Source organism: Novacetimonas hansenii (assembly GCF_014843995.1).
Classification (GTDB): Bacteria; Pseudomonadota; Alphaproteobacteria; order Acetobacterales; family Acetobacteraceae; genus Novacetimonas; species Novacetimonas hansenii.
Map to the genome: position 1 here is coordinate 1052005 of NZ_CP062147.1, position 25496 is coordinate 1077500.

Annotated in this window: 20 protein-coding genes (1 of these 20 running past the window's edge); 4 read left to right on the forward strand and 16 right to left on the reverse strand. The window is 64.7% G+C overall.

Annotated elements, in window-relative coordinates:
- Positions 1 to 6: 6 nt before the first annotated feature.
- The 8 genes from IFJ82_RS04530 to gltX all read right to left on the reverse strand — a co-directional run bounded on the left by IFJ82_RS04530 (position 7) and on the right by gltX (position 12321).
- Complete coding sequence (locus tag IFJ82_RS04530) at positions 7 to 1764, reverse strand: S41 family peptidase (RefSeq protein WP_003622313.1); 1758 nt, start codon at positions 1762 to 1764, stop codon at positions 7 to 9.
- The gene (locus IFJ82_RS04535) at positions 1761 to 4067 is read right to left on the reverse strand and encodes a ribonuclease R family protein (protein WP_408901703.1); all 2307 of its coding nucleotides are present in this window, start codon (positions 4065 to 4067) and stop codon (positions 1761 to 1763) included. The genes IFJ82_RS04530 and IFJ82_RS04535 overlap by 4 nt, the downstream gene beginning before the upstream one ends.
- A 2-nt stretch (positions 4068 to 4069) precedes the next feature.
- Positions 4070 to 6826, reverse strand: a complete 2757-nt coding sequence (gene topA, locus IFJ82_RS04540) for a type I DNA topoisomerase (protein WP_192265746.1) — start codon at positions 6824 to 6826, stop codon at positions 4070 to 4072.
- Between the two features lie 43 nt (positions 6827 to 6869).
- A complete protein-coding gene (gene dprA / locus IFJ82_RS04545) occupies positions 6870 to 7997 on the reverse strand; it encodes a DNA-processing protein DprA (protein ID WP_192265752.1) in 1128 nt (375 codons plus the stop codon).
- Complete coding sequence (plsY, locus tag IFJ82_RS04550) at positions 7994 to 8650, reverse strand: glycerol-3-phosphate 1-O-acyltransferase PlsY (protein ID WP_003622321.1); 657 nt, start codon at positions 8648 to 8650, stop codon at positions 7994 to 7996. Before plsY ends, dprA begins: the two co-directional genes overlap by 4 nt.
- Positions 8647 to 9942 (reverse strand): dihydroorotase, encoded by a 1296-nt coding sequence (locus IFJ82_RS04555; RefSeq protein ID WP_075624545.1) that lies wholly within the window; start codon positions 9940 to 9942, stop codon positions 8647 to 8649. The genes plsY and IFJ82_RS04555 overlap by 4 nt, the downstream gene beginning before the upstream one ends.
- Entirely contained in the window at positions 9939 to 10829 is an 891-nt protein-coding gene (locus IFJ82_RS04560; RefSeq protein WP_231105661.1) for an aspartate carbamoyltransferase catalytic subunit, read from the reverse strand. Before IFJ82_RS04560 ends, IFJ82_RS04555 begins: the two co-directional genes overlap by 4 nt.
- 88 nt (positions 10830 to 10917) lie before the next feature.
- Positions 10918 to 12321, reverse strand: coding sequence for a glutamate--tRNA ligase (gene gltX / locus IFJ82_RS04565; RefSeq protein WP_003622326.1), 1404 nt, complete (start codon positions 12319 to 12321; stop codon positions 10918 to 10920).
- A gap of 420 nt (positions 12322 to 12741) precedes the next feature.
- On the opposite strand from gltX, the gene IFJ82_RS04570 reads away from it, so the two are divergent.
- Entirely contained in the window at positions 12742 to 14910 is a 2169-nt protein-coding gene (locus IFJ82_RS04570) for a ComEC/Rec2 family competence protein (protein WP_225578779.1), read from the forward strand.
- 412 nt (positions 14911 to 15322) lie between these two features.
- Here the strand turns inward: IFJ82_RS04570 and nth are convergent, their stop codons facing one another.
- Complete coding sequence (gene nth / locus IFJ82_RS04575) at positions 15323 to 16030, reverse strand: endonuclease III (protein ID WP_003622331.1); 708 nt, start codon at positions 16028 to 16030, stop codon at positions 15323 to 15325.
- Between the two features lie 362 nt (positions 16031 to 16392).
- Between nth and IFJ82_RS04580 the strand changes: the two genes are divergently transcribed.
- Both IFJ82_RS04580 and IFJ82_RS04585 read left to right on the forward strand, forming a co-directional pair.
- Positions 16393 to 18213 carry an ABC transporter ATP-binding protein gene (locus IFJ82_RS04580; RefSeq protein WP_192265754.1) on the forward strand — a complete coding sequence of 607 codons (1821 nt, stop codon included), beginning with the start codon at positions 16393 to 16395 and terminating at the stop codon, positions 18211 to 18213.
- 126 nt (positions 18214 to 18339) lie between these two features.
- Complete coding sequence (locus IFJ82_RS04585; RefSeq protein WP_192265756.1) at positions 18340 to 19680, forward strand: IS1182 family transposase; 1341 nt, start codon at positions 18340 to 18342, stop codon at positions 19678 to 19680.
- 240 nt (positions 19681 to 19920) lie between these two features.
- Here IFJ82_RS04585 and IFJ82_RS04590 read toward each other — a convergent pair whose 3' ends face one another.
- The 7 genes from IFJ82_RS04590 to hisB all read right to left on the reverse strand — a co-directional run bounded on the left by IFJ82_RS04590 (position 19921) and on the right by hisB (position 24722).
- Positions 19921 to 20298 (reverse strand): histidine triad nucleotide-binding protein, encoded by a 378-nt coding sequence (locus IFJ82_RS04590; protein WP_003622335.1) that lies wholly within the window; start codon positions 20296 to 20298, stop codon positions 19921 to 19923.
- A gap of 100 nt (positions 20299 to 20398) precedes the next feature.
- Positions 20399 to 20740 carry a phosphoribosyl-ATP diphosphatase gene (locus tag IFJ82_RS04595; protein WP_225578829.1) on the reverse strand — a complete coding sequence of 114 codons (342 nt, stop codon included), beginning with the start codon at positions 20738 to 20740 and terminating at the stop codon, positions 20399 to 20401.
- A 203-nt stretch (positions 20741 to 20943) separates the two neighbouring features.
- The gene (gene hisF / locus IFJ82_RS04600) at positions 20944 to 21705 is read right to left on the reverse strand and encodes an imidazole glycerol phosphate synthase subunit HisF (protein ID WP_003622339.1); all 762 of its coding nucleotides are present in this window, start codon (positions 21703 to 21705) and stop codon (positions 20944 to 20946) included.
- Positions 21705 to 23051 (reverse strand): 1-(5-phosphoribosyl)-5-[(5-phosphoribosylamino)methylideneamino]imidazole-4-carboxamide isomerase, encoded by a 1347-nt coding sequence (hisA, locus tag IFJ82_RS04605; protein ID WP_048858890.1) that lies wholly within the window; start codon positions 23049 to 23051, stop codon positions 21705 to 21707. The genes hisF and hisA overlap by 1 nt, the downstream gene beginning before the upstream one ends.
- Complete coding sequence (hisH, locus tag IFJ82_RS04610; protein ID WP_225578780.1) at positions 23048 to 23734, reverse strand: imidazole glycerol phosphate synthase subunit HisH; 687 nt, start codon at positions 23732 to 23734, stop codon at positions 23048 to 23050. The genes hisA and hisH overlap by 4 nt, the downstream gene beginning before the upstream one ends.
- A gap of 8 nt (positions 23735 to 23742) precedes the next feature.
- Positions 23743 to 24129 carry a hypothetical protein gene (locus tag IFJ82_RS04615; protein ID WP_192265762.1) on the reverse strand — a complete coding sequence of 129 codons (387 nt, stop codon included), beginning with the start codon at positions 24127 to 24129 and terminating at the stop codon, positions 23743 to 23745.
- A complete protein-coding gene (gene hisB / locus IFJ82_RS04620; protein ID WP_003622348.1) occupies positions 24126 to 24722 on the reverse strand; it encodes an imidazoleglycerol-phosphate dehydratase HisB in 597 nt (198 codons plus the stop codon). The genes IFJ82_RS04615 and hisB overlap by 4 nt, the downstream gene beginning before the upstream one ends.
- Positions 24723 to 24996: 274 nt before the next feature.
- Between hisB and IFJ82_RS04625 the strand changes: the two genes are divergently transcribed.
- On the forward strand, positions 24997 to 25496 hold the 5' portion of the coding sequence (locus IFJ82_RS04625; protein ID WP_040513061.1) for a nitroreductase family protein. The gene runs 100 nt beyond the window's last position; the window shows 500 of its 600 coding nt (coding positions 1-500); its start codon is at positions 24997 to 24999; its stop codon lies beyond the right edge, outside the window.

Sequence of the window (25496 nt, forward strand, 5' to 3'; positions counted from 1 at the left end):
TGGCCCCTACTCCGCGTGGGCAGGCGGCGCGGCAGGATCATCGGGAATGGTCGCCAGCGCCGCGCGATATTCCTCCGGGTTATCCAGAAGTGAATGCGCGGCATCAAGATCATTATCCGTCCCGATCGCAGCCGGGCAGGATTTGCGGATCGCAAGCGTGCGTGACACTTCCAGCGGATAACGCGCAAGGCGCGAGGCACGCACCCATGTGGCACTTTCGGCATTGCCTGCGGCAAGGTCCTGAAGCTGGCGTTCAAGGTTGGCTTCACCCAGGCTGGAGCAGATCTGCGGCATGACGCCAAGCCCCTGTAGCGGCCAGCCCAGCGGGGCGAGGACGCGACTCCACGTCACGAACAGTTCCGCGCCATTGGGCATCTGCCCGATCGTCTGTACCAGCCCCTTGCCCAGTGTCGCACTGCCAACGACCACCGCGCGTTTCTGGTCCGCCAGCGCGGCGGCAAGGATTTCGGCCGCACTGGCGGTACGGCCATCAACCAGGATGACGATCGGCAGGCCATTGGTCATGTCGCCGCCCTGCACCGCCCAGACATGGTTTGCCTGTGGGTCGCGCCCCTGCGTGATCGCCGCGACCCCGTGATCGAGCATCAGCGCGGATGTCGTCACCGCCTGTTGCAGCACGCCGCCGCGATTGCCGCGCAGGTCGAGGATAAGGCCACTCAGATGCGCGATATTCATCGCCTCGTCGAGGTACTGGCTCATCTCCTCGGCGGTATTGGCGGAAAATGCTGTGATGTGCAGGACAACGTGATGACCGCTGGTATAGGCGAAGACGGTTTCCGGGGGGACGGATTCCCGCCGCACCGAAACCGTGGTGCGGCGTCGTCCCGGCGCCCCCACCAGCAGGCGCACAAGGCTGCCCGGTGGTCCCTGCAGCCATGTTGAAACCGCCTCCACCGTGCGATCCTGTGTTGAACGGCCATTGACGGCATAGATGACCTGCCCCGCCGAAAGCGCGGTCGGCCATGACGGGCCGTTCGCATTGACCGCCGTGATGATGATGGCGTGATGGTCCAGACCCAGCGTCAGGCCCGCACTGGCGGTGCCGCCGGTGCGGATGCCACGGTCCGAAACCGCCGCGTCCGGCGCGACATAGCGTGAATAGGGGTCAAGATGGTTGAACAGTTCGTCAAAGAACCCCTGCAACATGCCATCCTGCCCGGTGGCGCGCATGTCGGCGGAACGTTCCCACGCGGTTTCCATCATCCGGGTGATCGCGTCGGTCCAGCCCGCAAGGTCGTCCGCAGCGGGAGTCGCCAGCGCAAGGACCGTATGCTGCGCCACCGACAGGTGCAGCATGTCATGCTGTTCCTCCACCGTCAGCGACGGGTCGATCGCGCTCAGCCCATTCAGGCCCCACAGGCCAAAATCACGCACGGTATGGATGTCGAGCGTGCGGGGCAGCAGGAAGGACAGGCTGGCGCGCAGCACGGAAGAGGTCAGAGTCGGGTCGAAATGGTCCTGCGTCGGGCTGGCGTCACTGGCCTGCACCGGTGTGGGGTGGGGTGGGGGATCAGGCGCGGGGGAAACCAGGGCGTCATCGGCATAGGCCGCACCCGTCAGGCGGGCAACGACAAGGATCATCAGGAACGTATCGCGCGGCACCTGCAGGATCATGCGCAGCCCACGTGGCATCCCCTCCCGCGTGGGCGATGACGGTGATGATGGCGGCGTGCGCAGGATCGTGACGGACACCATCGCGCATAGGGGCGGCAGGAGGGGGGGCAACAGCGAACGGCGTTTCATCCGCGTCGCCTGCGTGTGCGTGGCGACGCCATGTCCTGTCCCGCGACCGTATCAGGCATCGCGAACACCAGCGCCCCGGTCAGGGGCGACGCCTCATCCAGACGCAGCGCGATTTCCTGTCCCAGCCGGAAGGTGATCCCGCCATGGCGTCCTGAAAGTGTCTGCGTGATCTCATCATGGTGCCACTGGTCAACCGGCAGCGCCCCATGCGGCAGCAGGCCCGTCGTGCCGGTGGAATCCAGCGTCACGAACACGCCAAAGCGCGACAGCCCGGTGACCCGTCCCGCCATGACCGTGCCCACCCGTCCCGACAGCCATGACGCGGCATAGCGTTCGATGGCGTCGCGTTCGGCGGCGGCGGCGCGGCGTTCGGTGGATGTGACCGCCCTCCCGATTTCCTCCAGTTGGCCCAGCGCCGTGCGCCCATGGTCGGGGCCGCCACGTTCCAGCCCGGTTGCATCAATCAGCGCACGATGCGTGACCAGGTCGGCATAGCGGCGGATCGGGCTGGTGAAATGGGCATACGACGTCAGCGTCAGGCCGAAATGCCCGACCGGGTCGGGACTGTATTCCGCCTGGTTCTGCGCGCGCAGGATCAGTTCATTGACCAGTGGCGCATAAGGCTGTTCCTGCGCGGCACGCAACACGCCCTCAAGGTCGGATGCCCCGATCATGCCAGCCGCAGGCAGACGTATGTCGAGCGTGGCGAGAGCCGCGCGCAGGGATTCGAGCTTTTCGGGCGTGGGAGGGGCATGAATGCGATAAAGGCATGGATAATGACGGTTTTCCAGTTCCCGCGCGGCGGCGACATTGGCCGCAATCATGAATTCTTCCACCACGCGATGACTGTCGAGGCGTAGGCGCGGGCCAATCGTCTCCACCTGGCCCAGGGAATCCAGCACGACCCTGCGTTCGGCAAGGTCGAGGTCAAGCGTGCCGCGTCGTGCGCGGGCGGCGGCCAGAACCCGCCATGCCGCGAACAGGCAACCGACCATCCCTTCGGGCAGGGCTGCTGTCATGCTGTCGCCATGGCCTTCGGATTCGGCCTGGGCCTGTTCATAGGTCAGGCGCGCGGCACTGCGCATCAGGCCCCGGCCAAAGCGCTGCGCCGTGGTTGTGCCCCCGGCATCGACATGAAGCTCCACGAACAGGCAGCCCCGGTCCTCCCCCGGTCGCAGGGAGCACCAGCCATTCGACAGGGCTTCTGGCAACATGGGAATGACGCGGTCGGGGAAATAGACGGAATTGCCGCGCCGCCGGGCCTCCTGATCCAGCGCGCTGCCGGGCCGGACATACCATGCCACATCGGCAATCGCGACGATCAGGCGGAATCCCGTACCCTCAGGCTCGGCATAGATCGCATCATCAAAATCGCGTGCATCCGCCCCGTCGATGGTGACAAGCGGCACATCGCGCAGGTCGGTACGCCCCGTGACCGGCACGGCGCGCGCGGCGTCGGCTTCGTGCGTGCATGTGGCGGGGAAGATGTGGGGGATGTCGTGGGCGCAGGCACACATCAGGCTGATGGTGCGTGCGCTGTCGGCTGGGCCGATCCGTTCGATGATGCGGGCCGGATGCAGGCCGGGGCCGGATTGTGGCAGGGGGGTCGCCACGACGATCTCGTTATCGGGGGTGTCCATGGCCTCGCCGGCCGGGATGCTCCATTGCGCGCGGGCGCGGCGGTCGGCGGGGATCAGGCGCCCGGCCTCGCGGTACCGCAGGGGCGTGCGTGCGGTGTCGGGATCATCGGGCGGCGTTGCCCGATACAGCCCCACAACCTGTGCCGGCGCATCATCCAGACGGCGCAGTGTCCGCCCCTCATACTTTCCCGGCCCGATCTTCTTCAGCCGTGCGACCACGCGTTGTCCCGGCGCCAGCGCGGGACGGCCACGAAGTTCGGCATGCATGAAAATGACGGGCGCGGCCCCTTCATGTGCCCATGCCACGGGACGGGCGATGGGATCGCCATCGGGGTCGGTGCCCGTGACCTGCACCACCGCCGATTCCGGCAGGCGGTCGGACACACGGAAGCGTTTTGCCCCGGCTGGCACGACCGTTCCCTCAAGTGCCAGATCACGCAGCATGTCGCGGATCGCGGCCTTATGCTCTGGCCCGAGGCCAAAGGCGCGTGCGATTTCACGCTTGCCCACGCGACCGGTCGCACCGGCGATGAACTGCCTCATGCTCTCGCGGTCGGGCATCCGTCCCTGACTATTCCGTCCCTGGCTGCCAGGCACCGGCTGGTCGGTCATGGGGGCGGCTGGCCCGTCCGGCGCCGTGTCGGACGGGCGCGGCTGACGCATCGTCAGTCGGCCTTGTCCGATGTGGCCTTGGTGGTCGTGGCCTTGCGGGTACGCGGGGTCGCCGCTTTCTTCGGGGCTGCCTTCTTCGTGGTTGTGGCCTTTTTCGCGGTGGTCTTGCGGGCGGGTTTCGCCGGGGCGTCCCCATCGGCGGGGGCGTCGGCATCCGCATCCGCCGCCTTCGCCTTGGTCGTCCGGGCCTTGCGCGGGGCGGCCTTCGCCTTTGTGGCCTTGCCCTTGGGCTTCAGGGGCTTGCCCTTTTCCGCCAGCAGGGCCAGCGCCTCGTCCATGGTGACGTCATTCATGTCCTGCCCGCGCGGCAGGGTGGCGACGATCTGCCCGTGCTGGGCATAGGGGCCAAAGCGGCCCTTGCGCACCATGACCGGTTCCCCGTCCTTGGGGTGCGGACCAATGGTGCGGATGGAGGCCAGCTTTTTCGCCAACGCATCGACCGCGCGGTTCAGCCCCACCGTCAGGACGTCGTCATCCTTGTCAAGCGAACCGTACACGGCGCCCATCTTCACATACGGGCCAAACCGGCCCAATCCTGCCTCGATCGGTTCGCCTGTTTCGGGGTGCATGCCCACGATGCGCGGCAGCGACAGAAGACCAACCGCCTGTTCCAGCGTGATCTTGTCCCCCTCGATCCCACGCGGGATGGTCGCGCGCTTGGGCTTGGCCTTCTTGTCCTCGGGATCAGGTTCGCCAAGCTGCACATAAAGACCCCACGGCCCGCGCCGCACGGTAACTTCGGGGCCACCGTCCGGCGCATTGCCCAGAACGCGCATCCCTTCCTTCAGCGAATCCGCGTCTTCCGCCTCCTTGGGGTCCACCACAAGGCGGCGGGTGTACTGGCATGTGGGGTAATTGGAACAGCCGATGAACGCGCCATACCGTCCCAGTTTCAGCCCCAGCCGCCCGGTGCCGCATGCGGTGCAGACGCGCGGGTCGCCCCCATCGTCACGCGGGGGAAAGAAATAGGGCGCAAGATCCGCATCCAGCGCGCTGATGACGTCGGAGATCTTGAGGTCCTTGGTCTGGTCCACGGCGTGGGAGAAGTCGGTCCAGAATGCCGACATCACATCGCGCCAGTTCGCCCGCCCGCCGGAAATGTCGTCAAGCTGTTCCTCCAGCCCGGCCGTGAACTGCGTATCGACATAACGTTCGAAAAACGAGGTCAGGAATGCCGTCACCAGCCGCCCGCGATCCTCGGGGATGAAGCGGCGGCTTTCCAGACGGACATAGTTGCGGTCGCGCAGCACCGTCAGGATGGAGGCATAGGTGGAGGGACGGCCAATGCCGATTTCCTCCATCTTCTTCACCAGCGAGGCCTCGGAATAGCGCGGCGGCGGCTGGGTGAAGTGCTGGTCCGCCGTGACCTCCCCACGCCTGAGGGCGTCGCCCTCGCTCATGGCCGGGAGCATGCGGTCCTGGTCCGAATCGTCCTCGGACTTGGTCGCGCTGTCGTCGCGCCCTTCGCTATAGAGGCGCAGGAACCCGTCGAATGCGATCATCGACCCCGTGGCGCGCAGGGTGCAGCGTGCGTGCGCATCGTGCAGGTCAACCGCCACCTGGTCGAGTTCCGCCGACTGCATCTGGCTGGCGACGGAGCGTTTCCAGATCAGGTCATACAGCCGCTTCTGGTCTGCATTCAGGTAACGCGCCATGTCCGCGGGGCTGCGGCGCACGTCCGTGGGGCGGATGGCTTCATGCGCTTCCTGTGCGTTCTTGGCCTTGGTGGCATAAACGCGGGCTTTTTCGGGCACGTATTCGGCACCGAACGTCGTGCCGATATGAGAACGGATCGCGCCGATGGCCTCTCCCGCCATCTGCACGCCATCGGTTCGCATATAGGTGATAAGACCGACCGTCTCGCCGCCGATATCTATGCCTTCGTAAAGCTGCTGCGCCGTGCGCATCGCGACCTGCGCGCCCATGCCCAGCTTGCGCGATGCTTCCTGCTGCATGGTTGACGTGGTGAAGGGCGGGGGCGGGTTGCGTTTGACCTTGCGCCGTTCCACCGCACCGACGCTGAAGCTTCCAGCCTCGACCCTGGCCTTGGCGGCCATGGCGGAGGCTTCGTCATTCAGGTCGAACTGGTCAAGCTTCGCGCCATCAAGATGCGTCAGCCGCGCGGTGAAGGCCGCCCCTTTCGGCGTGGAGAAAAGGGCGGCAATGGACCAGTATTCACGCGGGCGGAAGACCTCGATCTCGGCCTCGCGCTCACAGATCAGGCGCAGGGCGACGGATTGCACGCGCCCCGCGCTGCGTGAACCCGGCAGTTTGCGCCACAACACCGGCGACAGTGTGAAACCGACGAGGTAGTCGAGCGCACGGCGCGCCAGATAGGCCTCGATCAGCGGAAAATCGAGGTCGCGCGGATGCGCCATGGCGGTCTGGATGGCGCTTTTCGTGATTTCGTTAAAGGTCACGCGCTGCACGTCCACGCCCTTGAGGAGGTTCTTCTCCTCCAGCATGGAGCGGACATGCCACGAGATGGCTTCCCCCTCACGATCCGGGTCAGTCGCCAGATACAGGTGCCGCGCCCCGCGCAGCGCGCGTGCGATCGCCGCCATCTGCTTGGCGCCGCGTTCATCGGCTTCCCAGATCATGGCGAAACCTTCGTCGGGACGTACGCTGCCATCCTTTGGGGGAAGGTCGCGTACATGCCCGAAGGAGGCGAGAACGGTATAGTTGTCACCCAGATACTTATTGATCGTTTTCGCCTTGGCTGGCGATTCGACCACCACGACGTCAGTCATTGTGTCTCCGGATCACGCGTTTCAATCCATCGGTTGTCCGTGGTCATGCCGGGGGGGCGGAAGACAGGACGACCATATCCCCCGCAAGGATGTCGATCAGGCCCGACATCTCCATTTCCGACAGTACCGTAAGGACGGTTGCCGTCGAGAACTGGCAGCGCCGTACAAGATCGTCAACACTCGATGGTGCAAAAGACAGTAGCTCCAGCACCGCCGCATGGGCTCCATGCCCATCCATACGGGGGGAAGAAGGCATGTTTTCCGCCATTTCCACCCCCCTTGGAACCGGGTCCGGCGCAGGTGTGAAAAGAGGCGGCGGCACAGGCCCCGATGGCAGTTCACGCAGGATGTCGCGTTCATTCTCCGTCAATATGGCGCCCTGGCGCAACAGGTCATTGCTGCCGTTGCAACGCGGGTCGAGCGGCGAGCCGGGCACCGCGAACACGATCCTGTCATAGTCGAGCGCCATGCGCGCGGTGATGAGGCTGCCTGAACGCATGGCCGCCTCGATCACCACGCAGCCAAGGCTGATTCCCGCGATCAGGCGGTTGCGACGCGGGAAATGCCGCGCCTGGGGCATGGTGCCGGGCGGGGCCTCGGTAATCAGTGCGCCCTGTTGGGCGATTTCATCGTGCAGGCGGCCATGTTCCGGGGGATAGGGGCAGTCGAGGCCACCTGCGATGGCCGCCACCGTGCGCCGTGCGGGCAACGCGCCGCGATGCGCGGCGGCGTCGATCCCGCGTGCCAGGCCCGACATGACGGTCACACCCGCCCCCGCCAGCATGGTCGCAAGGCTCTGTGCGATGCGCATCCCCCCGGCGGAGGCATTGCGTGCGCCCACCACGCCGACGATACGCCCCCGCAGCAGCGTCACATCCCCCATGACCGACAGGACGGGCGGTGCGTCGGCCACCATCGCAAGGGCGGGGGGATAGTCCGCGTCACCATGAATGAGGATATGTCCGCCAATGGCCGCCGTGCGGTCCATTTCGCGCGCGATCTCGCCCAAGGGCGGTACGTGCCCCGCCTCCGGCCCGCGAAGCAGCATGTCGAGTGCTGCGCCCGCATCGCCATATTTGCGGATCAGGCGATGGTAGGAAACCGGACCGATGCCCCGTGTCCGTGCAAGCCGCAGGCAGGCGGCCACGCGGGCATGGTCCGGCGTGGTCATGTGCCGTCCCGGCCTGTCGTGCGGGCCTGCCCGATCCGGGGTTCGGTCCCGCGAAAGATGCGGGTGATGTTGGTATGGTGCCGTGCAATGATCAGTGCAGCGATCAGCACGCCCGCCAGATAGAGCGGGGAAGAGAAAGGCACGTGCCCTGGCCAGATCATGACAAGCGGCAGGGTCGCGAATGCCACCAGCGCCCCGGCGGAGGAGATGCGCGTCGCCCGTGCGAAGATCAGCCACATGGCGCAGCAGCACAGACCGATGGCAGGTGACAGGGCGATCATCGCGCCCAGGCCCGTCGCAACCCCCTTGCCGCCACGGAATTTCAGCCACACGGGGAAGCAGTGGCCCGCCACGGCGCATGCCGCCGCCAGCGCTTCGGCCGCTTCGGTATGGAACGGGCACAGCACGAATGCGCAAAAGACCGCGAATGCCCCCTTGGTCCCGTCAAGGGCAAGTGTCCCCGCCGCCAGTTTCTTGTTCCCGGTGCGCAGGACATTGGTTGCGCCGATATTGCCCGACCCGATCTTGCGGATGTCGCCCCCGCCCGACAGCGCCGTCAGCACCAGCCCGAAGGGAATGCTGCCGATCAGGTAGGACAGGAACCCCACCGCCGCCATGAGCGGGAGGTCATAGGATGGAATGCCGTAGATCATGACGCATCCAGGCCAAAGACCTGTCGCCCGGCCTTCCATGTCGCCAGTACCCGTCCCTCCAGCGCGCGACCGTCAAAGGGGGTGTTCTGTGCCTTGCCGGGCAGTTCCCCGGCCTCCACCTTCCATGCGCGTTCGGCATCGAACAGGCACAGGTCGGCAGGTGCGCCCGTCGCCAGCGTCCCCGCCTTGCTGCGCAGCAGGGCGGCAGGGCGATGCGTCAGCAGCCCCAGCGCATCAGACAGCGTCAGGTTGCCCGCATGCACCTGCGCCAGCGTTACCGACAGCAATGTGGCAAGGCCGGTTCCCCCTGCCGCGGCAACGGCAAAGGGCTGGCGCTTGTCGTCCGCATCGCATGGCGCGTGGTCCGATGCGATGGCGTCAATCGTGCCATCCGTCAGGGCCGCGCAGACCGCGCGTCGGTCGGCCTCCGCCCGCAGGGGGGGCGAAAGCTTGGCATAGGTGCGGAAATCACCGATCACCGTTTCGTTCAGGTCGAAATAAGGGGGCGCTGTGTCACAGGTAACACGCAGCCCGTCCGCCTTTGCCTGCCGGATCAGGTCCAGCCCTTCCGCGGTGGAGACATGGCCGAAATGCAGTCGGCCACCCGTCATGCGTGCAAGGCGCAGGTCACGTGCGATCAGGATTGCCTCTGCCGCGGGGGGGATGCCCGGCAGGCCAAGGCGCGTGGCAAGTTCGCCATCGGTGGCGCACCCGCCCCGCGCCAGCGACGGGTCCTCCGGGTGTTGCACGACCATCGCGCCGAATGCGCGGGAATAGGTCAGCAACTGCCGCATCAGGCGCGTATCGCCAATCGCGCGGATACCATCGGTAAAGGCCACCGCACCGGCTTCGTTCAGCAGGCCGATTTCCGCCATTTCGCTGCCAGCGCACCCGCGTGTCAGCGCACCATAGGGCAGGATACCGATCATGCCGGTTTCCTCGCCACGCGTGCGCAACAGACGCACCAGCGCCGGGTCGTCGATGGTGGGGAGGCAGTTGGGCAGCACCGCGATGGTCGTGATCCCGCCCGCGACCGCCGCGCGTGCCGCCGAGGCCACGGTTTCGCGATATTCGAATCCCGGTTCCCCGATGGTGACACGCATGTCCACCAGCCCGGGGCACAGTACCATGCGTCCGTCGCCACGTACGATGGCCGCGCCCTCTGGCGTGCCCTCGGCCTGTGGCAGGTCCACGCCCGCGATCATACCATCACGCACCAGCAGGCGTCCCGGGCGGTCCAGACCGCTCGCCGGGTCAATCAGGCGCACATTTTCAAAGACGGTCGCGCTCATCGCGTGTCCTCCCCGCGGGAGAGGAGGTCGAGCACGGCCATGCGCACCGCCACCCCCATTTCCACCTGTTCGCGAATCACGCTCTGTTCGGAATCGGCGACGCGGCTGTCGATTTCCACGCCCCGGTTCATCGGGCCGGGATGCATCACCAGCGCGCCGGGCCGTGCCAGGGCCAGACGTTTGTTATCAAGCCCGAAATACCGGAAATATTCACGCGGGCTGGGCACCTGGCCACCCTTCATGCGTTCGCGCTGCACCCGCAGCATCATGACCACATCCGCGTCGCGCAGGCCCTCTTCCATCGTGTAATGGATACTGACGCCCAGTGCGGCGATCGCGCCGGGCACCAGTGTTGGCGGCCCGACCACGCGCACCGTGCAGCCCATGGCCGTCAGCAGGTGAATGTTCGACCGTGCCACGCGGCTGTGGCTGATATCGCCGCAGATCGCGACCGTCAGGCCATGCAGGCCGCCAAAATGGCGACGGATCGTCAGCGCGTCGAGAAGGGCCTGCGTGGGATGTTCATGCGTGCCATCGCCCGCGTTGACGACACTGGCCTCCACCTTCTGCGCCAGCAGGGCGGGGGCGCCGGATTGCGAATGGCGCACCACCAGCAGGTCGGTATGCATCGCATTCAGCGTCGCGGCCGTGTCCAGCAGCGTTTCGCCCTTGTTCACCGACGAATTAGCCACCGACATGTTCACCACATCCGCGCCCAGCCGCTTGCCCGCCAGTTCAAAGGACGTGCGGGTGCGGGTGCTGTCCTCGAAAAACAGGTTGATGACCGTGCGGCCACGCAGCAGGTCGCGCGGCGTCTTTCGCGAACGGTTCAGCAGCGTATAGCTGTCTGCAAGGTCGAGGATCGGGGTGATGCGTGTCGGGTGCATGCCCTGTACCCCCAACAGGTGGCGGGGGGAGGTGCGAAAGAACTGCCCCCCCGTCGCGCGCGGTGGGGCAGGGGGATGGGGCGCGCGTTCATTCATCGGCAACAGCCTTGATACGGGCAAGGACTTCGTCACGGCCCAGTGCGAGCAGCGTGTCGTCAATGCCGGGCGACATGCTCGACCCCGTGACCGCCGCGCGCAGCGGTTGCGCCACCTTGCCGAGCTTGAGTTCGTTTTCCTCGGCGAACTGCCGCAGGGTTGCGTCGATCCCCGGCCCGTCGAACGGTGCAAGTGCGCCAAGGGCCGCGCCAAGCCGTGCAAGCATCGCGCGGTTTTCGGGGGTCAGCAGCTTCTGCGCCTTGGCATCGAACGACAGCGGGATGGAGCGGCCAAGGAACGCCGCACTGTCCGCGAGTTCAACCAGCGTCTTGGCCCGTTCCTTCAGGCCGGGCATCAGGCGCAGCACGCGCGCGCGCATCGCCTCGTCCGTGGACACGCCGTCCATCTGCGACAGGCGGTCCATCACGTCATCGGTCAGGCGTGCATCATCCGCCTGGCGCATCCACACGCCGTTGATATGCAGCAGCTTGGCGTAATCCATGCGCGAGGGGGAACGTCCCACCCCGTCGAGGTCGAACAGCCTGATCTGTTCCTCCCGCGACAGGATTTCCGCATCGCCATGCCCCCAGCCAAGGCGCAGGAGGTAGTTGTTCAGGGCTTCGGGCAGATATCCCATCTCCCGGAACTCCACCACCGACTGCGCGCCATGGCGTTTCGACAGCTTGGCGCCGTCGGGGCCGTGGATAAGCGGCAGGTGCGCGAACTTCGGCAGGTCCCAGCCCATCGCGCGATAGATCATTGCCTGGCGGAAGGTATTGGTCAGGTGGTCATCGCCACGGATGACATGTGTGATGTCCATGTCATGGTCATCGACCACCACCGCAAGCTGATAGACGGGGGTGCCGTCGGCGCGCAGGATGATCATGTCATCCATTTCGGCGTTGGCGACGCGCACTTCGCCCTGCACAAGGTCGTGCAGGACCGTCTCCCCCTCACGCGGGGCCTTGATGCGCACGGTATGGGGGGTGTCTTTCGGCGCGTCGGCGGGGTCACGGTCGCGCCACATGCCGTTATAGCGGGGGGGGCGTCCCTCCGCCATCGCGGTTTCACGCATTTCCTTGAGTTCTTCGGCCGTGCAGTAACAGCGATAGGCCAACCCGCGTTCCAGCAGTTCATGCGCGACCTGCGCGTGGCGTTCCTGGCGCGTGGACTGGAACACCGGTTCCTCGTCCGACTGGATTCCCATCCATGCCAGACCGTCGAACAGCACATCCACCGCCTTCTGGGTGGAGCGTTCGCGGTCCGTATCCTCCACGCGAAGGAGGAATTTCCCGCCATGGTGGCGGGCATAGAGGAAGTTGAACAGGGCGGCACGGGCATTGCCGATATGCAGCAGGCCGGTGGGGCTGGGGGCGAAGCGTGTACGGACAGTCATGAAACGGCTCCTTAGCATGTGTTGGCCCCTGCCAACAGGGGGCAGGTGTGTCGGTGCATGCCAATATCGCCGTCAGGGGGTGCCGATGCTTCCTGTGGTGGTCATGGTATATACCCGAATCATCATCCTTCATTGCGCCAGAGCATTTCCACCGAAAACCGGTTCGGTGAAAATGCTTCGGTTTATTGTTTTTACGAGCATCTTCACCTGTTTGAAGGCACGCATTCAAACAGGATCTGCCCTAACCTGACGGAGCCCCCCATTCCTCACGCCCGATGGCATGCACGATGGTCGTCCCGATGGCCTTGCCGGTGGCTTTCCCCACGGCTTTCCCTGTCGCTTGCCCGGTGGTTTGCCCGGTGGTCTGCCTTGTGGCCTGCCTTCTGGCTTCATCCCCGGTGGCCGCGTCTGTGGTCGCGTGTGCGACGCCTGTATGCGCGGTTTGCAACGGATCTGGCGGCGCGGCTGTGGATGCAGCGCGGGCGGCTGGCGCTGTGGCTGCCGGTGGCGATGGCTGGGGGGAATGCGGCCTATTTCACCTTGTCGTGCGAACCCGGCATGGGGTGGGTCATGTTCCTTGCCATGGTCGCGCTGCTCGGGGCGGGGCTTGTGCGCTGGCGTGGCGATCTGCTGCGTGTGCGTCTTGGCGCGGGCCTGTCATGTGCCGCCGTATGCGGGTTCCTTGCCGCATGGGTGGCCGCGCACCATGCGGCACCATTTCCCGACCTGCCGCATCGCGCCACCCATATGCGGGGGCAGATCATCGCGGTGGAGGACGTGGCCGCACCGGATGGCGGGACGCGCCGTCGTGTGGACCTTGCGCATGTGCGCCTGCTTGATGGCATTGATATCGGCATGCCGCCGATGCGCCGCATGATCCGCCTGCGCCTGCGTGATGGGGACATGCAGACGCTGTCGCCAGGGATGTGGATCACGGTGCGGGCACTGTTACGCCCGCCAATGCCGCCGGACCTGCCCGGTGGGTATGATGCGCAGCGACGGGCCTGGTTCGCGGGGATCGGCGGATCGGCCCGTGCGCTGGATGTTGCCGTGATGACCGCCGGTACGGCGGGGACGTGGTCCGTCTGGCTGGGGCGGGTACGGGCGCGTATTGCGCAACGGGTCATGGATGTCCTGCCGGATCAGCGTGGCGCGATGGCCGTGACGCTGCTGACGGGGGGATCGGGCGGGCTTTCGGCACGGACGCGTGCTGATTTCGCGGATTCGGGGCTGGCGCACCTGCTGGCTGTGGCGGGACTGCATATCGGGATCGTCATGGGGCTGGGCATTGCGGTCGTGCGCTTCGTTCTGGCGCTTTCGGAACGCGCATCACTTTGGTGGCCGTGCAGGCAGGTCGCGGCGGTGGCGGGGCTGGTGCTGGGATGTGGTTATGTGCTGCTGACGGGTGCGCACCTGCCGGCGCAGCGCGGCCTTGTGATGGCGGCCGTGGCGACGCTGGCGATCCTGACGGGACGGCGTGTGCTTTCCCTGCGTTCCCTTGCGCTGGCGATGGGGGGCATGCTGCTGCTGGAACCGGGGGAGATGCTTGAACTGCCGATGCAGATGTCGGCGGCGGCTGTCATGGCGCTGGTGGCGGGGTTCGAGGTCTGCGCGGTGCCGCTGCGCCTGCTGCGCGACGGGGAATATGCATGGCAGCGCATGATCGGGCGGGTGGGGCATCTGTCTTTGGCCAGTCTCCTTGCCGGATTGGCCTGCCTGCCGGTTGGCATGGCACATTTTGCGGATGTCGGCGCATGGTTCGTGCTGGCCAACCTGATTGCGGTCCCGCTGGCGGCGCTGTGGATCATGCCGTGTGCGATGGGGGCGCTGGTGCTGATGCCTGTGGGCCTTGATGCGCTGGCGCTGGTGCCGATGGGATGGGGCAATGCGGTGGTCATCTGGCTGGCGCATCACGTTGCGGCATGGCCGGGCGCGCATGTGGGTGTGCCACAGATGCCCATGTGGGGACTGGGACTATATTTCGCGGGTCTGTGCTGGTTATGTCTGTGGACGCGTCCGACCTGGCGGATATGCGGCGTCATGCCGATCGCCATCGCCATGATGACGCCATGGATGGTGCGCGCGCCCGATGTCATCATCCCGGCACAGGGACGGATGCTGGCGGTGGTGGATGGCCCCCGGCTGCTGGTCGGGCCAAAGGGGCATGTGGACAGCTTCGTTTTGCGCGACTGGGTGCGTGTGCTGGACCGTCGCGTCGTCATCGTGGACGATGACATGACCACGCCGGATGGGCGTCTGACCTGTCAGGCGGGCATGTGCGTGCTGGCGCGTGGGGGGCATCGTATCATGATGCGTTTGCGCGATGGCACGGCGGCGGCATCCTGCGCCGGGATGGATGGCGTTGTGATACTGTCCGGTGCATTGCGCGCCGTGGGGCAGGGGGCGTGTACTGACGTGACGCCTGTCGATTATCTGACATTATGGAGATCCGGTGCGCAGGCGTTGTATCTTACGTCCCATCACGGGGTGGTGGTACGTTCCGACCGGCAGGTGCGTGGCGCACGGCCATGGGTGATGGGACCGGGGCAGCATGGGACGCCCAACCTGCCGATGGCGCAGGCGGAATAGCGCTGCGTGAAGGTCTTCCGGCATGATTGCTTGGGAGACTGTTTGAAAACAAATCATTGATAAGGAACAGGAAAAGTTTTTGGGTGCCGTCTTTTTTCAAAAAGGCGGCGTCTTCTGAAGCTTTTTGGAAAAAGCTTCACAAAAAACCTTTATAATTTCAGGATGTTATTCAGCCTGTTTTTTTCAAATAGATTCTAAGGGATGGTAAAATCTCTTGCCTGATCGTGATATTTTGGAAATTTTCCAAAAATTTTATAATTTCAGTGTGTTGTCGGCGATTGCTTTTTTAATACCTGTCTTTGGGATGGGTATGAAAGCCTCGGAGGCGTAACACTTATCTTTCAGGCGGAGGGGACGCCTTTCGACAAAAGTTGCGCCAGAAAACTTTATCTCACGTCATGATATTTTCAAATCATGCCTGTGATGTGGGGGCGTCGTGCCGGATATCATCCTTCAGGCGATACTGGCACGGTGCAAAGGCGGGACAGCGCCAGCATTCGGGTTTGCGGGCCTTGCACACATAACGTCCCTGCAGGATCAACCAGTGATGGGCGGGGCGCAGCATGTCGGCAGGGATGCGTTTGACCAACTGCTCCTCTACCGCGCGTGGCGTTGTGCCAGGGGCAAGGCCGGTGCGGTTGCCAAGGCGGAAGATATGCGTGTCCACCGCCATCGTGCTGTCGCCAAAGGCGATGTTCATCACCACATTCGCGGTCTTGCGTCCCACACCGGGCAGGGATTCCAACGCCGTGCGATCATGTGGCACCATCCCGCCAAAGCGGTCGAGCAACTGTTGCGACAGGGCGACGACATTGCGTGCCTTGGTCCGCCACAGCCCGATGGAGCGGATATGCGCGCCAACCTTTTCCTCGCCCAGTGCAACCATCGCCGCCGGGTCGGGCGCGTCGGTAAACAGTCCTGCCGTGGCGCGGTTGACCGATGCATCGGTTGCCTGTGCTGACAGCACGACGGAGACCAGCAGCGTGAAATCATCGACGAAGTTAAGCTCGCTGCGTGCCTCTGGATTGGCGGCGGCAAGCTGTTCGATGAAGGTGCGGACTTCGGCGCGTGTCATGGCGCGGCGGGCAGGGCGGGGGCCGGGTCGGGCGGGGGTGGTCATGCTCGGTCCTGGATCACGATAATGGCGATGCTGTCTTTCTTCCACCCTTTGCAATGTTCTGTAAATCCATGCGCCGCACCACTTTGACGCTTGTTCCGTGCCCCCAGGGTCGGATAGTCGTCCGTATCCTCTTTGTTGAGGGTGTCTGAAAAGATGATCGTGAGGGCATCTGGGGAAAGTAAAAGTTTCTGGTGTGGCCGTCCCGGAAAGCCTTGCTCAAGGCGTTATCCGTAGTGAAACGAAGGACATCACCGGAAATTTTATCGTTCCCCGTTACCAGTGTATTTCAAACACAGCCTCATCGCCTTTCACCACAGCCCCCGTGCGCGACATGCCGGTTCCGCGCGGGTATCGGAATAGACATGACCAACCCCACCACGACCCTTCCCACATCGCGCGATCCTGCGCGGGCACGGCGCACTTTTGTTGCTGTCCTTGGTTTCGCCATTGCGCGCTGGCGGATGCATCCGGGCCTGCTTGGATGGACGCTGGGCGGGGTGATGGTCGCGACCCTGACCGATGTTCTGACGCCGCTGCTGGCGGGATGGCTGGTGGATGATGTCGCGCATGCCCATCCGGGCAGCAGGCATGACGCCATGGTCATGGTCGCGGGGCTGGCTGCACTGGGCCTTGCTGGGGTAATGGGACGGCGGGCCTCCTATCGTGGGATCACGCACCTGAATTCCCGTGTCATGGAAAATATCATGACCGGGGCCTTTGCGCGGGTGCAGCGTTTTTCCAGCGAATGGCACGCCAATAATTTCGCCGGTTCGACCGTGCGCCAGATCACGCGCGGGACATGGGCGATGGATACGCTGGGTGATACCATCATGCTCCTGCTGGTGCCCGAGGCGCTGGTGCTGGTGGCAACCACGCTGGTGCTTGGCCTGCACTGGATGGTGATGGGGCTGTTGCTGGCAGTGGGGTCGGTGGCGCTGGTGGTGCTGTCGGTCGTGCTGACATTGCAGTACGTCGCGCCGGCCTCACGCCTTGCCAACACGTGGGATACACGGATGGGGGCGGCATTGGCGGATGCGGTGACCTGCAACGCCGTGGTGAAGGCCAGCGGCGCGGAACAGCGCGAGGACGCGCACCTGGCATGGATTGTCGGGCGCTGGCGGCACCGCACCGTGCGTTCGTGGCTGCGTGGCACCAACAGCGCCAACCTGCAGGCACTGGCGGCCCTGGTCATGCGCATCGGCATGATTGCAGCCGTGGTGGTGTTGTGGGCGCGGGGGCAGGCCAATGCGGGGGATGTGGCCTATGTGCTGACGATGATGTTCGTGGTGCAGGGATATCTGCGCGATATCGGACAGCAGATCTCCATCGTGCAACGCGCGGTGAACGAGATGGACGAACTCGTCAACCTGTTCGCCCGCCCTCCCGGGATCGTGGACCCGCCCGGCGCGCCTGCATTGCATGTGACGCAGGGGCATATCCGTTTTGAACATGTCGGGTTTGGTTATGGTGGGCAGGGGCGTGCGCCGCTGTTTTCAGACCTTTGCCTTGATATCCCGGCAGGCAGCCGTGTCGGGCTGGTGGGGCCGTCGGGATCGGGCAAGACGACGCTGACGAAACTGCTGCAACGGCTGTATGACGTACGGGCGGGACGGATCACCATCGACGGCACCGATATCGCCACCGTGGCGCAATCTTCCTTACGGTCCTCCATCGCGATTGTCCCACAGGAACCGTTGCTGTTCCACCGTTCCCTGCGTGACAATATCGCCTATGGCCGGCCTGACGCCACCCCTGCTGAAATCGTGCGGGCAGCGCAACTGGCCAATGCGGCGGACTTTATCGAACGCCTGCCGCTGGGGTATGCCACGATGGTGGGCGAACGCGGGGTCAAGCTGTCGGGGGGCGAGCGCCAGAGGATTGCCATCGCCCGTGCGTTCCTGAGCAATGCGCGCATCCTGATCATGGATGAGGCGACATCCAGCCTCGATTCAGAATCGGAGCAACTGGTCCAGCAGGCGATGGAGCGGCTGATGGCAGGGCGGACCGTGCTGGTGATCGCCCATCGCCTGTCCACGGTGGTGGGGTTGGACCGCATCATCGTCTTCCGCCATGGCACGGTGTGCGAGGATGGGACACATGCGGAACTGATGGCGCATCCCGATGGGGTGTATCACCGCCTGTTCGCCTTGCAGGCGGCCGACCCGGCGGTGCCATCCGCCTGAGAGCCCCCAAAAGGTCAAGGAAGGGGGAATGGAAAATACAAGTCGCTGCTAAGGGGCATTCAAGGCGTTTTAGCAGACTGTCGGGTTGGGGTACCCGCCATTGCCGGAAAGCGGTAGTTTTTGGTGATGAGCTCATTCATCCCGTTTGACCGATCGCAGCCGTATCTCTTGCCGCCTGATCTGCGCGCGTGGCTACCGTCCGACGACGTTGCGCATTTCATTGTTGCGGCGGTAGATCGGGTGCCGCTTTCGGCATTCTCGATCCCGAACCGGACGGGGGGCAAGGCGCAATACCATCCCCGCCTCATGCTGGCGGTGCTGATTCATGGCTACGCCAACGGCGTGTTTTCGTCACGCCGGATCGAGCGGGCGACGTATCGCGATATCGGCATGCGCTTCGTGGCGGCCAATCTGCATCCTGATCACGACACCATCGCGACGTTCCGTCGGACCAATCGCGCAGCCATCGAGGCTGCGTTCCTCCAGGTCCTGCTGCTGGCGCGCGAGACTGGGCTCATGCGGCTGGGCACGGTGTCGATCGACGGCACGAAGATCGACGCCGACGCCTCGAAATTCCGCTCGATCCGGTATGACCGAATGCAGGAACTGCGCGCGAAGCTGGCCGGCGATATCGCAGACCTGATGGAGTGTGCCGAGACGGCGGATGCCACCGAGATCGATCCGCAGGCGCTGCCCGCGGAACTGGCGCGACGCGAGGCGCTGAAAGCGAAGCTGGATGAAGCCTGCGCCCGGCTGGAGGCGCAATCCCGCGCGGAAACCGAAGCCGCGCGCGAGGAATACGATCGCAAGAAGGCGGCTTATGACGCGAAAAAGGGCCGTCGGGGCCGGGCACCGAAGCCGCCCGCCGACACGCCGCCGCCCGATCGACAGACCAATCTGACGGACCCGGACAGCCGTTTGATGCGGCGCTCGGACGCGCATGAATTCCGCCAAGCCTATAACGCCCAGGCTGTCGTTTGTGCCGAAGGCAGCCAGTTGATCCTGACCACCGATGTCGTGGCGACCACCGCCGACGCGCCGGGCTTTGCCGAGATCGTCCTGGCCATGGAACACGGTATCGGCTTGCCGGGCTGTGTGCTGGCCGATACCGGCTATGCCTCCGGCCCGGCGGTCGCACGGCTTGAGGCGCGCGGTGTTGAACCGCTGGTCGCGATCGGCCGGCCCGTTGCGCGCAGGTCTTACGATTTCCGCCCTGAAAGACCGGACAAGAAGCCGCGTCAAATCACCGAGCCATGGCGGCTGGCCATGAAGGAACGCCTCGAAAATCCCGCCACAAAACGCCGCTACGCCCTGCGCAAACAGACCGTCGAGCCCGTGTTCGGCATCATCAAGGCCGCCATGGGCTTCACCCGCTTCCATCTCCGGGGCCTCGCCCGCGTCAAAACCGAGTGGACCCTCGCAGCACTCGCCTACAACTGCCGCAGAGTGGCGCGGCTCACAGCCTGAAATACCCTCCATGCGGTATCGAGCGCCGTGCGTCAGATTAGGGAAACACCCCAATCCGACAGCCTGTTAGAGACTGTTTGAAAAGTCAGGCTCAATAACATACTGAAATCATAAAAGTTTTTGGTGAAGCTTTTTCCAAAAAGCTTCAGAAGACGCCGCCTTTTTCGATCGAAAGGCGGCACCCAAAAACTTTTATGTGTCACCCGGCTATGTTTTGCCGGGTTCTATGCCACCGGGTGATTATTCCGGCAGCATCGGGCCAAGCGCACGCCCGGCGAAGATATGGACATGGAAATGCGGTACTTCCTGTCCGCCTTCCTCCCCTATATTCGACAACAGGCGGTACCCCGGCCCGTCAACCTGCAAGATGCGTGCGACCTGGCCCACCGCGCGGGTGAACCCGGTAATTTCCGCCTCTGACGCATTTTGGCTGAAATCGGCAAAGGACACATACGGGGCCTTGGGGATGACCAGCACATGGATCGGTGCCTTGGGCGCGATGTCATGAAACGCAAGGACGTAGTCGTTTTCATAGACCTTGTTGCACGGCAGTTCGCCGCGCAGGATACGCGCGAAGACGTTCTGCGGATCGTATGGTAGGCTTTCCTTGACGGCCATGATCTCTGCCCTGTCCTTTGTCAGATAATATGCGGTGATGCGGTGTGTGGCGTGGCGGATGGCGCCACGTGTCCGATGGGGCCGATGGTCCGGCGTGTGGTCATGCCAGCGGGTCGCGCGGGCGGGCAGCCTTTTCCGCGATGCCGCTTGTGCCCTCGCGACGCAGGAGTTCGGACCAGACTTCCTGCGGTTCAACGCCTGCATCCACCCACATGACAATCAGGTGGTACAGCACGTCCGCGCTTTCGCTGATCAGTTCGTCACGATTGCCCGATACGGCCTCAATCAGGCATTCGACGGCTTCCTCGCCGAATTTCTGTGCGATCTTGCGACGTCCGCGTGCCAGCAGGCGGGCGGAATGGCTGATGGATGTGTCCGTGCCGCGCCGTGAACTCACCACCTCGAACAGGCGATCAAGCACGTCCGGCGTCGCCTGCGGCATGTCTGTGGCGATGGTGGGGGCCTGGGCCTTGCCCGCAGCCTTTGACGCCGCCTTGGCCGGGGTCTTGGCAGGCGCTTTGGCCGGGGTTTTGGTGGTCGCGGCCTTCTTGGCCTTGGGGGCCTTTGGCGCGTCGGGTTTGGATTTGGGGGGCTTTGGCATCGTGTCTCTTTCGTGCGTGGGCTGCGTTCGGGGGGAAGGGGGGATCAGCAGGTCTGGCGCACGGGCAGGCCAGCCCCGGCCAGCGCCTGCTTGACCTGCGGTATGGTGAACTGCCCGAAGTGAAAGACACTGGCCGCCAGAAGCCCTGTCGCGCCTGCCTTTGCCCCTTCGATGAAATGATGCAGATCGCCCACCCCGCCCGACGCGACAATGGGGACACGCACCGCGCCGCACGCAGCACGCAGCAGATCAAGGTCAAACCCCTTGCCCGTTCCGTCGCGGTCCATGCTTGTCATCAGGATCTCCCCCGCGCCACGTTCGGCGACCTCGCGGCACCAGTCAATGACGTTGCGCCCGGTGGGGGTGCGCCCGCCATGGGTATAGACCTCCCACGATCCATGCCCGTCCGAACGGGCGTCGATCGCGACGACCACACACTGGCTGCCGAATTTCCGTGCCGCCTCGCTGATGAGTTCGGGGCGTGATACCGCGGCCGAGTTCATGGCGCACTTGTCCGCCCCCGCCAGCAGCAGGCGGCGCATGTCGTCAGTCGTGCGCACGCCACCACCCACCGTCAGCGGCAGGAAGATGCGTTCGGCCGTGCGGTTGACGACATCAAGGATGGTATCACGGTTTTCACTGCTGGCGGTGATGTCAAGGAACGTGAGTTCATCCGCCCCCGCCGCGTCATACACCGCCGCCTGTTCCACCGGGTCGCCCGCATCGCGCAGGGAGACGAAGTTGACGCCCTTGACCACGCGCCCGTTCTTGACATCAAGGCAGGGAATGACGCGAAGCTTCAGCATCAGGCGAGCACCCGCAGCGCGTCGGCGGGATTGACCCGCCCATCATACAGCGCGCGCCCGACGATCACCCCCTCGATCCCCGGTGCCTGCGCAGTTGCGGCGCGCAGGGCTTCGAGATGTTCGAGGCTGCCGACGCCGCCGCTGGCGATGACGGGAATATCCAGCGTATTCGCCAGTTCCGCCGTCTGCGCGATATCGATGCCCGTCAGCATGCCGTCACGGCTGATTTCGGTAAAGATCACGCTGGCGACACCGGCATCCTGCATCCGCAGGCCAAGTTCCACGGCCTTCATCTCCGACGTTTCGGCCCAGCCTTCGGTTGCGACCTGCCCGCTGCGGGCGTCGATGCCCGCGACGATGCGACCGGGGAACAGGCGGCATGCCTCGCGCACAAGGTCGGGGTTCTTGACCGCGACACTGCCAAGGATGACGCGCGTGATCCCCACCGAAAGCCAGTGGCCGATGCTGTCGAGGTCACGCAGCCCACCGCCAAGCTGTACCGGGACGGTGGCGTTGGCGATGATCGCCTCGATCGCCTCGGTATTGGCCGAACGCCCGGCAAACGCACCGTTAAGGTCAACGACATGCAGCCATCTGTATCCTGCATGGACCCAGGCACGCGCCTGTGCGCCGGGATCGTCGGAATAGACTGTGGCATGGTCCATTTCCCCACGGCGCAGGCGCACGCAGGCACCATCCTTGAGGTCGATTGCGGGATAGAGTGTCAGGCTGTGTCCGGTCACGGCGGCATGTCCTGCGGCAGGGATGGGGGTGGAGGTATCCTGCGGGTGGGCGGGCACGATCCGCTCGTCATCCTGCAGGCGCTTGGTAAAGAAAAGTCCGCTGACGGTCTGTCCGTTCGCACGGGCATAGCTGGGGTGCGTGCCCCAGTGATAGAATCCGTGCGCACGGAACAGGGCGACGGCCCCTTCCTGCGTCGCGCGGACATCAAGGTTGAGGATCTGGTACCCCATCGCGCGGGCGCACTGCTCCACCTCGGTCAGGAGCATCTGCCCCAGTCCCAGCCCACGGGCATAGGGGGCGATATAGAAATGCATCATGGTGGCGCTCATCGCCTGCGCTTCGTTATTGCGCGGCGGGCGCACAAGCTGTGCGGCACCCACGATCATCCCGTCATGGCGCGCGACGAACAACTGGCGTTCCGGCACCAGCAGCAGGCCACGGAAATAACGTTCCAGCACATCATGGGGCGGGGGGGAAAGCCACCCGAATCCCCCGCCATCAAGGATGGCGGCGTGCGTCGCCTCGCACAGGGAGTGCAGGTCGTCTTCCGACAGCGATTGCAGCCGTTCCGTGCTCAGGCGCGGGGCGGGGGAGGACGTCATGACGGCCCCAATGCGCCGCCGGTGGCGGGTGCCGGGGCCCAGCGCAGGAAGTTGGCGAGGATACGCAGCCCCACCTTCTGGCTTTTTTCCACATGGAACTGCGTGCCTGCGCGGTTTGCGTGCGCGACAATGGCCGGTACCGCGCCGCCGTAATCGGTCGTGGCCACAAGGGTTGCCGGGTCATGGCCGCTCAGTGCGAAGGAATGCACGAAATAGCCGTGGGCATCGGGTGCCAGCCCCTCTGTCAGGGGGTGGGCACCGGGGGTGAAGTCCAACTGGTTCCACCCCATCTGCGGCAGGCGCAGGCCGGGGGCGGACATCAGGGTGATATCGCCCCTGATCCATCCGAAACCCGGCGTCACCCCATGTTCGCGCCCGCGTGTCGCCATCAGTTGCATGCCCACGCAGATACCAAGGAACGGCGTGCCCCCGTCTGTCGCGGCGATGATCGCATCCTGCAGGCCCGGCTGTGCGGCAAGTCCCGCCGCGCAGTCCGCGAACGCACCCTGTCCGGGCAGGACGATCCGGTCGGCCGCCAGTACGGCGTGTGGGTCGGCGGTGATGGTGACATCCGCCGCGATGCCGCAATCCTGCGCCGCCCGTGTCAGAGCCCGCGCGGCGGAGGCAAGGTTGCCACCGTTATAGTCGATGACGACGATGGACTGGCGCTGGGGGGAGGACATCGGCGTTCTCATGCACTCGGGGTGGTGAAGGGGGCGGTGGCCTGTACGGTGGCCTGTACCAGGCGCAGGCGGGCATCACCGGCATTGGTGGCCATGATGACGGGGCCGGGCATCAGGCCGCGCAGGCGGAGTTCCCATGCAAGGATGTCCGCGGCGCATATCCCGGCCAGCACATGCATTGCCGCAAGCAGCACGAATAGGGGAACACCATGGGGCACGATGGCCCATGCCATCAGCGTCAGGCCCCCGGCCATCAGCCCGGAGACGAAGGCGCCGCGCGCCAGAAGTCCCGGCCACCCCAACACCAGCACCAGCCACGACATGCGTTGTGGCACAAGGGTCGCAGCCATCGCGTCGGGTTGTTCCGGTGGCGCCCATGTGGCGTAGAAGGTCACAATACGCCCTTGGTGGACGGGACGATGCCCTGTGCCCTGGGGTCATGTTCGGCGGCCATGCGCAATGCGCGGGCCAGCGCCTTGAACGAGGCTTCGGCGATATGGTGGCAGTTGCGGCCCGAACGCTGCGTGATATGCAATGTCACCAGCGCACTCATGGCGAAGGCGCGAAAGAATTCCTCGAACAGTTCGGTGTCCATCTCCCCGATCTTGTCCCGGGTGAACTCCACCGACCATGCAAGGTAGGGACGACCCGAAATATCTATCACCGCTTCACTCAGCGCTTCATCAAGCGGGACGAGCGCGCTGCCATACCGGCGGATTCCACGCTTGTCGCCGATCGCGCGCGCAAATGCCTTGCCAAGCGCGATGCCCGTGTCCTCCACCGTGTGGTGATAGTCGATATGCAGGTCGCCCTTCGCCTCCACCGTCAGGTCGCACATGCTGTGCCGGCCCAGGGCCGTCAGCATGTGATCGAAAAATCCGATACCCGTGGCGATGCGGGTCTGCCCGGTGCCATCAAGGTTGATGGACACGGTGATGTCGGTTTCGCTGGTGGCGCGGTGAATCGTGGCGGAGCGGGGTTCGGTCATGGTTGTCCCTTCTACAGCAAGGGGGGCGGTGGAATCCATACCGATCCTGCCACCCACCGGTGGCATGGGGGTGGGCGCGGCGGCATGCTGGTGCGGTTCCCTTGGCTTTGCACGGTATCTGCGGCATGGTGCGACGCGTATTGCGGATGGGCGGGGTGCGCAGGGTCACGGCGGCATCTGCATGTCGCAACACCGCCCCATGGCCCGGTGGGCGATGCACGTTGATATGCACATGTGCTGTTCCACCCGACCCGTTATCGAAGGAACGTATGTAATGACATCGCTTGATCTTTTGCTGTCACGCTTTTCCACCGATGCGCTGGTGCAGCCTGCGCCTGATGCGGCGCAGCTTGAACGGATACTTTCGGCGGCGATGTGCGCACCCGATCATGGGCGGCTGCGTCCGTGGCGTTATGTCGTGATCCGCGACGACGCCCGTGCCCGTGTCGCCGAACTGGTGGTGGCAAGCATGAAGCGCCTTGACCCGGATGTGGCAGAGGCCAAGATCGAAAAGCGGCGCGGACGGTTTTCGACCATGCCATTGGTCATCGCGTTGGGCATGCATCTGCGTCCCGATCACAAGATCCCCCTGATTGAACAGGAAATGGCCGTGGCCGCAGCGGCGATGAATGTGCTTAACGCCCTGCATTTGACCGGGTTCGGCGCGGTCTGGGTCAGTGGCGATGTGACCTATGACCCGCAACTGGCGGCGGAACTGGGGTTTGAGGCCCCGCACAGGCTGGCGGGCTTCCTGTTTGTCGGCACGCCCGGTCC

What these genes read in the sequence shown, in the direction of transcription:
- IFJ82_RS04530 (WP_003622313.1), bottom strand. Translation starts at nt 1,764, where the DNA reads ATGAAACGCCGTTCGCTGTTGCCCCCCCTCCTGCCGCCCCTATGCGCG.
- IFJ82_RS04535 (WP_408901703.1), bottom strand. Translation starts at nt 4,067, where the DNA reads ATGCGTCAGCCGCGCCCGTCCGACACGGCGCCGGACGGGCCAGCCGCC.
- topA (WP_192265746.1), bottom strand. Translation starts at nt 6,826, where the DNA reads ATGACTGACGTCGTGGTGGTCGAATCGCCAGCCAAGGCGAAAACGATC.
- dprA (WP_192265752.1), bottom strand. Translation starts at nt 7,997, where the DNA reads ATGACCACGCCGGACCATGCCCGCGTGGCCGCCTGCCTGCGGCTTGCA.
- plsY (WP_003622321.1), bottom strand. Translation starts at nt 8,650, where the DNA reads ATGATCTACGGCATTCCATCCTATGACCTCCCGCTCATGGCGGCGGTG.
- IFJ82_RS04555 (WP_075624545.1), bottom strand. Translation starts at nt 9,942, where the DNA reads ATGAGCGCGACCGTCTTTGAAAATGTGCGCCTGATTGACCCGGCGAGC.
- IFJ82_RS04560 (WP_231105661.1), bottom strand. Translation starts at nt 10,829, where the DNA reads ATGCACCCGACACGCATCACCCCGATCCTCGACCTTGCAGACAGCTAT.
- gltX (WP_003622326.1), bottom strand. Translation starts at nt 12,321, where the DNA reads ATGACTGTCCGTACACGCTTCGCCCCCAGCCCCACCGGCCTGCTGCAT.
- nth (WP_003622331.1), bottom strand. Translation starts at nt 16,030, where the DNA reads ATGACCACCCCCGCCCGACCCGGCCCCCGCCCTGCCCGCCGCGCCATG.
- IFJ82_RS04580 (WP_192265754.1), top strand. Translation starts at nt 16,393, where the DNA reads ATGACCAACCCCACCACGACCCTTCCCACATCGCGCGATCCTGCGCGG.
- IFJ82_RS04585 (WP_192265756.1), top strand. Translation starts at nt 18,340, where the DNA reads ATGAGCTCATTCATCCCGTTTGACCGATCGCAGCCGTATCTCTTGCCG.
- IFJ82_RS04590 (WP_003622335.1), bottom strand. Translation starts at nt 20,298, where the DNA reads ATGGCCGTCAAGGAAAGCCTACCATACGATCCGCAGAACGTCTTCGCG.
- IFJ82_RS04595 (WP_225578829.1), bottom strand. Translation starts at nt 20,740, where the DNA reads ATGCCGCAGGCGACGCCGGACGTGCTTGATCGCCTGTTCGAGGTGGTG.
- hisF (WP_003622339.1), bottom strand. Translation starts at nt 21,705, where the DNA reads ATGCTGAAGCTTCGCGTCATTCCCTGCCTTGATGTCAAGAACGGGCGC.
- hisA (WP_048858890.1), bottom strand. Translation starts at nt 23,051, where the DNA reads ATGACGTCCTCCCCCGCCCCGCGCCTGAGCACGGAACGGCTGCAATCG.
- hisH (WP_225578780.1), bottom strand. Translation starts at nt 23,734, where the DNA reads ATGTCCTCCCCCCAGCGCCAGTCCATCGTCGTCATCGACTATAACGGT.
- hisB (WP_003622348.1), bottom strand. Translation starts at nt 24,722, where the DNA reads ATGACCGAACCCCGCTCCGCCACGATTCACCGCGCCACCAGCGAAACC.